We start from the raw sequence: 8,251 nt of genomic DNA, 5'->3' as shown, positions 1-8,251 counted from the left end.
ATGCGCGATGGCAAAGTGTTCGCGGGTTTAGAGCCTGTTACCGTTCAAGATGTTGAAGGTGATCATTATACCCTTGGTGAAAAGGTGCATACGGATCTTTCCACGATGGACGTGATCTTAATGCGCCAAGACCCGCCGTTTCACATGGGCTACATTACAGCGACACATATCTTGGAACGTATCCATCCAGATACTTTGGTGCTTAATTATCCTGCCGAAGTGCGCAATGCACCTGAGAAAATCTTCGTCACAGAATATCCAGACCTCATGCCGCCAACGCTGATTTCTCGCAATACAGACGACATCAACGCTTTCCGCGAAGAGTTTGGCGACATCATCGTGAAGCCGCTTTATGGCAATGGCGGCGCGGGTGTGTTTCGGGTGACGAAAGAAGATCAAAACCTATCTTCGCTATTGGAGATGTTCGATAGCCTCTACCCAGAGCCATACGTGATCCAGCAATATCTCCCAGATGTGCGCGCAGGTGACAAGCGTATTATCTTGATCGACGGTGAACCTGTTGGCGCAATCAACCGTGTACCTGCTGAAGGTGATGCTCGTTCCAACATGCACGTAGGCGGTAAAGCCTTAAAAACGGATATGACAGAGCGCGAACTTGAAATTTGCGCCCGCATTGGACCAGAACTCAAAAAGCGCGGGTTTGTGCTTGTAGGCATTGATGTCATCGGTGATGTGATGACCGAGATTAATGTGACCTCACCTACGGGCGTGCGTGAAGTGAAAAAGTTCGGTGGTGCTGATATTGCCGCTTTATTCTGGGATGTTGTGGAGAAAAAGCGCAGTTAATTCTGGTTTTATCAATAAATTCAAATTATTTATCAAGCAACTTGCTTATCTGTTCCCTTTGTGTTCTTGTTTTTAACAATAAATACGTTAAGGGTGGTGGGCAATGGTGGCGCATGTAACGACGGTGGCTTTTCAGGGTATCGAGGCAACGCCTGTTGATGTGCAGGTGCAGCTCATGCCGGGGCTTCCGGCTTTCACGATTGTGGGCCTGCCGGACAAAGCCGTGGGGGAGAGCCGCGAGCGGGTGAAATCCGCCCTTGCAGCAACTGGCCTGTCGCTTCCAGCCAAACGCGTCATCATCAATTTAGCACCCGCAGACCTTCCCAAAGAAGGCAGTCATTTTGATTTGCCCATTGCGCTCGGCGTTATGATGGCCATGGGCGCTTTGCCTTCTGATGCGATGGATGATTATTTCGTGCTGGGTGAATTGTCGCTTGATGGCAAGACGGAAGCTGTCTCTGGCGTATTGCCAGCAGCGATGGCAGCAAACAAGCAAGGGCGTGGGTTGCTATGCCCTAAGAAAAGCGGTGCGGAGGCTGCTTGGGCGGGCGAAGATATGGATGTTTTGGCACCCGAAAGCTTGATCCAAATTAGCAATCATATTAATGGGTCGCAGGTGATGACGCGCCCGAAGGCCGGCATGGCTGACCGTATGACAACGGGCATTGATCTTGCTGACATCAAAGGACAAGAAACAGCAAAGCGGGCGCTGGAAGTAGCGGCTGCTGGTGGTCATAATCTTTTACTGATTGGTCCGCCAGGCGCTGGTAAATCGATGCTTGCAAGTCGGTTGCCAACCATATTGCCGCCACTGGCACCTCAAGAATTGTTGGACGTTTCGATGATTGCGTCGATTGCTGGCGAGCTTGAAAATGGTCACTTGTCCGATGCAAGGCCGTTTCGAACCCCGCATCATTCCGCCTCAATGGCGGCGATGGTGGGTGGCGGCATGCGGGCGAAACCAGGGGAGGCGGCACTCGCTCATAATGGTGTGTTGTTCCTTGATGAGTTGCCAGAATTCTCGCCGCAAGTGCTGGATAGTTTGCGCCAACCGCTTGAATCAGGAGAAACTATTATTGCTCGCGCCAATCACCGCGTGAGTTATCCCTCTCGCTTCCAATTGATCGCGGCCATGAACCCTTGTCGGTGCGGTATGGCTGGTGAACCGGGCCATACATGCAGGCGCGGTCCGCGTTGTGTGTCAGATTATCAAGGGCGTATTTCTGGTCCGTTCCTAGACCGCATTGATATCCGCCTTGAGGTGCCGGCCGTGTCTGCTCTCGATTTGTTGGAACCAGGCACAGCCGAAAAGAGTGCTGTGGTTGCTGAACGTGTTGCAAACGCACGGGCGATGCAGGCAGCCCGCGCTGCAAAGCTTGATCCGCAGATGGTGGGTAAATCGCTCACCAATGCCACCACTAGTCCCGCCATGATTGAGAAAATCATCGAGCTTGATGATCCTGCCCGCGCTATGTTGAAGATGGCGGCAGAAAAGTTGACCCTTTCTGCGAGGGCCTATCACCGTATCTTGAAGGTCGCGCGCACGCTGGCGGATTTAGAGCAGAGCGAAAATGTCGCCCGTTTGCATATTGCAGAAGCGATTTCGTATCGTGCAATCAGTGCTTCCAGCGCTTTGGCTGCTTGAGGTCGAAAAAAACGCAATCTCCAGTATTGCGCAATAAAATGGAAACCTTCATGAGCGATAATCGCACCCATGAATTTGAACCGTAAAACTGATAGCCCATCCACCAAGCTACAAAGCGATAGATTGCTTGGCCTTCTGGCAATCTCAATCCTTTTGCCGTTTGTGTTATTGGTTGTCACGTTCAGCGGTGGTGTCGACAATTCCGCAATCCTTTTGCTTGCGTCAGCTATCCTGCCAATACTGGTGCTGTTTTTCTATGCCAAGGTAAAATGGGGTGAACGTGACCGTTTTCAAAAACGCATCCATGATTTATCGGCTGAATTGGAAAAATCTCAAGACCACCTTTGGCAGCAAGTAGGTCAAGATGAAAAGCTAGCGCGCATCGAACATGCTAACCGCGCCAAATCGCGGTTTCTGGCAACTGTTAGTCACGAGATTAGAACGCCGCTAAATGGCATTTTGGGCATGAGCGGATTGCTTGCTGAAACGGAACTTAGTTCAGAGCAGCATGCCTATAACGAAGCCGTCGATAAATCTGGTAAAGCGCTCTTAAATCTCATCAATGACATTCTCGACTATTCAAAAATCGAAGCAGGACGATTGGATCTGTTGCCAAGCGACATCAATCTTGGCGATCTACTGGAAGAAAGTGCAGAGCTTTTGGCGCCTCGCGCACAAGAAAAACAAATATCCATTGCGACTTATTGTGACCCACAATTGCCTGAGGTGATGGAGCTTGATGGAGACCGCCTGAAACAGGTTTTGTTTAATCTGTTGGGTAACGCCATCAAATTCACAGAACAAGGTGGCATTTTAATCGAGGCACGACGTGTGCTTGATAAAGGCGTTTCCGCTTTAAAAGTCTCCGTTAAAGATACGGGCATCGGTATTGGCGAAGACGAACAAAAGCACATTTTCAGCGAGTTTGGTCAGGCAGATGAAGGCAGCGCCCGCGCTTTCGGCGGAACAGGATTGGGTCTCACGATATCAAGTCGTATCATCGAGGCATGCGGTGGAACGCTCACGGTTGAAAGTGCTAAGGGCCAAGGGTCGACTTTTACCTTTGTCATCCCCGTTGAATTGCCAAAAGTACAAGATCAGGTTCAAGAACTTAAAGGCCAAATGGTTTTATTGGCAGGTAATAACGAATCTCAACATGAGACCCTTAGCAATCAGCTCCTAGATCAAGGAGCTTATGTGGTCCGCTCTAGATCACTTGATGATTTAAAAGGAAAGCTTGCTGCATCGGAAATGGCGGGAGAAACGTTTAGTCTCTTGATCATGGATGCGGCACTAATCGACGAACCCGATGCAACAATGGCGAGTTTGAAAGAGGCGACACCCGACCTTCCGCCCGCCGCCGTGCTTGTTGGCATCAAAGGCCGCACAAAACTGGATGAGATCAAAGCAGCTGGTTTTGCAGCTTATCTTGCAACGCCCGTCCGTCGTTCGTCTTTCAAGCGTGTGGTTGGGGATTTGTTGGGCAAGAAAGCGAATAAAAAAGCAATCTTCGTTTCTGATCCCGCTGACGACAAATCCAAGTTGTCAAAGAGCAAGGTGAAAATTGGAAAGGGCTTCCATGTCCTTCTCGTGGAAGACAATCCAATTAATGCAATGCTTTCCCGTGCTCTCCTAGAGCGCGAAGGGTGTATCGTTAAAACGGTTGAAAGTGGCGATGATGCGCTCATTCAAACGCCATCTGGTCATAGTTATGAATTGATTTTGATGGATCTACATATGCCTGGCATGGACGGCATCACGGCGACACAAAAAATCAGGGAAAGTGAGGCCGTTGATGGCAATGGTGCGGTTAAGATCATCATGCTGACAGCCGATGCGACAGATGAAGCGCGGGATGCAGCGCTTAACGCGGGCGTTGATGCCATTTTGACAAAGCCAATCGACATGCAGGCGCTACAAACAGAAGTTGCCTTTGCATGGCAAAATGCTGATCTCGATTCTCAGCACAATGATTGCAAAGTGTCATAAGAGTTTAAAACTTTCGCTGGCTTGTGTTCTTGTATGGGCAGTGCTGCTATTGTCCATGCAAATTGACCTAGGGCTTTTCCAAAATGACAATGATGTTTGACCACATAAAACCAGCGCGCTTGCGCAATAGGTTTGGTTTTGTGAAAACTCTTGCTCAGTTAAGCCGTTTCCCCCGCAAGTTTAATCTTGCAGGCCTTGAACCGGTGCTTGGTCGCATAGGTTCTTTAGAAGTGCGTTTGATCACGACCAAAGCCGAACTGAAAACAGCCCAAAAATTGCGTTACAACGTCTTTTATGAAGAGATGTCTGCGCGGGCTGAAGGAGCACGCAAAGCTCGCAAGCTTGATCAGGATAAGTTTGACAGAATTTGCGATCACCTCATCGTGGTTGATATGGCATCTGGTCGCAAGGGTGGTGAAATTGTTGGGACTTATCGTTTATTACGACAAGAGATCGCTGCCCAAAATGGCGGGTTTTACACCCAAGGCGAATATAACATTGATGCTTTGATTGCCCGCCATCCCGCTAAAAAATTCTTAGAACTTGGTCGTTCCTGCGTTTTAGAAAAATACCGCACCAAGCGCACTGTTGAGCTGCTTTGGCATGGTATTTGGGCTTATACCTTGCATCATAAAGTCGATGTTATGTTCGGTTGCGCATCGCTTGTTGGTACGAATCCAGAGGACATGGCGGATCAGCTATCAGTTTTGAAAGCCGCAAATGAAGCGCCAGACCTGTGGAAGGTGCGTGCCCATGATGACCTTTATGTTGATATGGGAAATGATGGCGATCACTCGCCCAGAAAAGCGCTTGGAAAATTGCCGCCTTTGATCAAAGGGTATTTGCGCCTTGGTGCTTATATTGGAGATGGCGCGGTGGTGGATCATCACTTTGGCACCACGGATGTGTTGATTGTTTTGCCGATTGAAAACATAAATCCGCGTTACATCACCTACTACGGTGAGGATGCTGGACGGCACGCGGCATAAGTCTCCACAATTATCTATGGAAAGTAGCAGACTCTTAAAGTCGCAGTGGTGATCTTGGCACGCTGCTCTGATAGCGTGCCGCTTATGAACGCGATAACCACCCCAAATTCTGAGCCCGTGGAAAAAGCACCTGCACCTGCTGCTGGTCTGACACCCATGATGGCGCAGTATATCGAGATTAAAACGGCCAACCCAGATAGTTTGTTGTTTTACCGAATGGGTGATTTTTATGAGCTGTTTTTTGAAGACGCGGAACAAGCCTCGCGTGCTTTAGGCATAACACTCACTAAGCGCGGCAAGCATGATGGTGCTGATATTCCCATGTGCGGCGTGCCAGTTCATGCCTCAGATGATTATCTACAACGGCTGATCAAGCTTGGTTTTCGCGTGGCGGTTTGCGAGCAGCTTGAAAATCCAGCAGAAGCAAAAAAGCGTGGTCATAAGGCGGTCGTGAAGCGGGACGTGGTGCGCCTTGTAACGCCTGGCACCTTGACCGAAGAAACGCTGCTTGAAGCGGGAAGTAGTAATTATCTGGCAGCACTTGCGCGTGTAAAAGGAAGCGAAGAGGGCGCTTTTGCATTGGCTTGGGTTGACCTTTCAACCAGTGAATTCCGTGTGACAGAAACCGAACTTTCACGGCTAGAAACAGACATCGCTCGCGTTGACCCGAAAGAGCTGATTGTCAGCGATGCGCTTTTTGAAGATGCGAACCTTCGCACACTACTCGATGAAGTTGGCGGTGCGGTGGTACATCAGCCTGCAGCGTTCTTTGCATCTTCAACGGCGGATGAGCGACTGACACGATTTTATAATGTATCATCCCTTGATGCTTTCGGCACCTTTTCGCGGGTAGAAAAAGCAGCAGCCAGCGCCATCCTTTCCTATATCGAGAAAACTCAGATCGGTGAGAAGCCCGCACTTAGCGCGCCGCTGCGTGAAGAGCCGCAAGGGTTCATGTTGATTGATCCGGCAACGCGGGCAAACCTTGAGCTTACCAAAACGCTTTCTGGTGAGAAAAAAGGCGCGTTGTTATCAACCATAGATTTCACGGTCACAGGCGGCGGTGCACGACTTCTGGCAGACCGCCTTGCCAGCCCCTCAATGGATGTGGCCGTCATCAATGATCGCTTGGATGCGATCCAATGGTTTTTGGAGCGGCGGTCATTGCGTGAAGACGTGCGTGATCATCTCAAAAAAGCACCTGATATGATGCGCTGTCTTGCGCGGCTAACTCTTTCTCGTGGTGGCCCGCGCGATATGGCAGCTATTGGTAGCGGGCTTGAGGCAGCGCGTGCGCTTTATAGTTTGATCGGTGGCGACGAAGGTCATGCGGGATCAATTGCAGCCAATCTAGAAATTTTAGCGGACGCCCCAACTGGCCTGATTGGGCTTTTGAAATCGGCGCTTAAAGAAGAGCTACCTTTGTTAAAACGCGACGGTGGTTTTGTTGAAAGCGGATATGATGAGGCGCTCGATGAAACCCGCCGCCTGCGGGATGAGAGCCGTCAGGTGGTGGCAAACTTACAGGCCAAATATGCAGAGCTTACTGACGTAAAAGCGCTGAAGGTGAAGCATAATAATGTGCTTGGTTATTTCATCGAAGTAACAGCTCAACACGGCGACCGCTTGTTGAAAGAGCCTTTGAACGAAACCTTCATTCATCGCCAAACGCTGGCCAATGCTGTACGCTTTACAACGGCTGAACTGTCAGAGCTTCAAACCAGCATCGTCAATGCAGCAGAACGCACGCTCGGTATGGAACTTGCGATTTTTGATAAGCTCGAAGATGCAATCATTGAAGCTACCGACATCATCAAGAAAACGGCCAGCGTATTGGCAAGCCTTGATGTGGCAAGTGCCAGCGCGGAGCTTGCCGAGCGCTGGAAATATTCACGCCCTAAAGTCGATCAAAGCCTAACTTTCAAACTCGAAGGCGCACGTCACCCTGTTGTAGAGCAAGCGCTTGCCAAAGCCTTGAGCGACCCATTCGTCGCCAATGATTGCACGTTATCAGGTGGAAAAAATAACGCGGACCACGGTTTGATCTGGCTGATTACAGGCCCGAATATGGCGGGTAAATCGACCTTCTTGAGACAAAATGCTTTGGTCGCGATTATGGCGCAAGCGGGGCTTTATGTGCCAGCAAGCAATGCCCATATCGGCGTGGTGGACCGCCTGTTCTCACGCGTCGGTGCCGCCGATGATTTGGCGCGTGGTCGTTCAACCTTCATGGTTGAGATGGTTGAAACTGCCGCTATTCTCAATCAGGCGGGACCGCGTTCGCTTGTTATTCTCGATGAGATTGGACGTGGCACAGCAACCTTTGATGGGCTTTCAATTGCATGGGCCGCGATTGAGCATTTGCACGAGATCAATTGTTCCCGCGCACTATTTGCAACTCATTATCATGAACTGACAGCACTCTCAGAGCAGTTAGCGCGACTATCTAATGCGACGGTGAAGGTCTCAGAATGGAAGGGCGATGTGGTGTTCTTGCACGAGATCGTCGCAGGCGCTGCTGATCGTTCCTACGGTATTCAAGTGGCAAAACTGGCAGGGCTGCCAAGTGCGGTTGTTGCGCGGGCAAAAGATGTGCTGAGCCAGTTAGAAGCTTCTGATAGGCAGAACCCCGCAGCCTTGATTGATGATTTGCCACTCTTTAGTGTGTCGGCTGTTAAGCCAACGGTGAGCGTTGAACCAAAGGCCGATGTTCTGCGCGAGACGCTTGCGACCATCAATCCTGATGACCTCAGCCCGCGTGAGGCGCTGGAAGCGCTTTATGCATTGAAGAAAGAGGCGCAGTCGAAGGACTAGCGCTTTC

The 8,251-nt window shown here is 50.2% G+C and carries 5 protein-coding genes; all 5 read left to right on the top strand.

Translation table 11 applies throughout. The features are described from left to right. Positions 1–807: glutathione synthase (gene gshB / locus ABJO30_03575; GenBank protein MEP3231891.1), on the top strand; the 807-nt coding region annotated here is incomplete at its 5' end. 103 nt (positions 808–910) lie between these two features. Then, the gene (locus tag ABJO30_03570) at positions 911–2,452 is read left to right on the top strand and encodes a YifB family Mg chelatase-like AAA ATPase (GenBank protein MEP3231890.1); all 1,542 of its coding nucleotides are present in this window, start codon (positions 911–913) and stop codon (positions 2,450–2,452) included. A gap of 69 nt (positions 2,453–2,521) precedes the next feature. Then, positions 2,522–4,441, top strand: coding sequence for an ATP-binding protein (locus tag ABJO30_03565; protein MEP3231889.1), 1,920 nt, complete (start codon positions 2,522–2,524; stop codon positions 4,439–4,441). An 83-nt stretch (positions 4,442–4,524) separates the two neighbouring features. Beyond that, the gene (locus ABJO30_03560; protein MEP3231888.1) at positions 4,525–5,430 is read left to right on the top strand and encodes a GNAT family N-acyltransferase; all 906 of its coding nucleotides are present in this window, start codon (positions 4,525–4,527) and stop codon (positions 5,428–5,430) included. A gap of 159 nt (positions 5,431–5,589) precedes the next feature. Continuing rightward, a complete protein-coding gene (gene mutS, locus ABJO30_03555; GenBank protein ID MEP3231887.1) occupies positions 5,590–8,244 on the top strand; it encodes a DNA mismatch repair protein MutS in 2,655 nt (884 codons plus the stop codon). Positions 8,245–8,251: the final 7 nt, after the last annotated feature.

This window comes from Hyphomicrobiales bacterium, from assembly GCA_039973685.1.
Taxonomy (GTDB): Bacteria; Pseudomonadota; Alphaproteobacteria; order Rhizobiales; family JACESI01; genus JACESI01.
Note: the sequence above shows the minus strand (reverse complement) of the source record. Positions and strands in the feature narration are given on the sequence as shown.

Bases quoted from the DNA above. Each gene is read 5' to 3' on its own strand.
- ABJO30_03570 (MEP3231890.1), top strand. From the start codon at position 911: ATGGTGGCGCATGTAACGACGGTGGCTTTTCAGGGTATCGAGGCAACG.
- ABJO30_03565 (MEP3231889.1), top strand. From the start codon at position 2,522: ATGAATTTGAACCGTAAAACTGATAGCCCATCCACCAAGCTACAAAGC.
- ABJO30_03560 (MEP3231888.1), top strand. From the start codon at position 4,525: ATGACAATGATGTTTGACCACATAAAACCAGCGCGCTTGCGCAATAGG.
- mutS (MEP3231887.1), top strand. From the start codon at position 5,590: ATGGCGCAGTATATCGAGATTAAAACGGCCAACCCAGATAGTTTGTTG.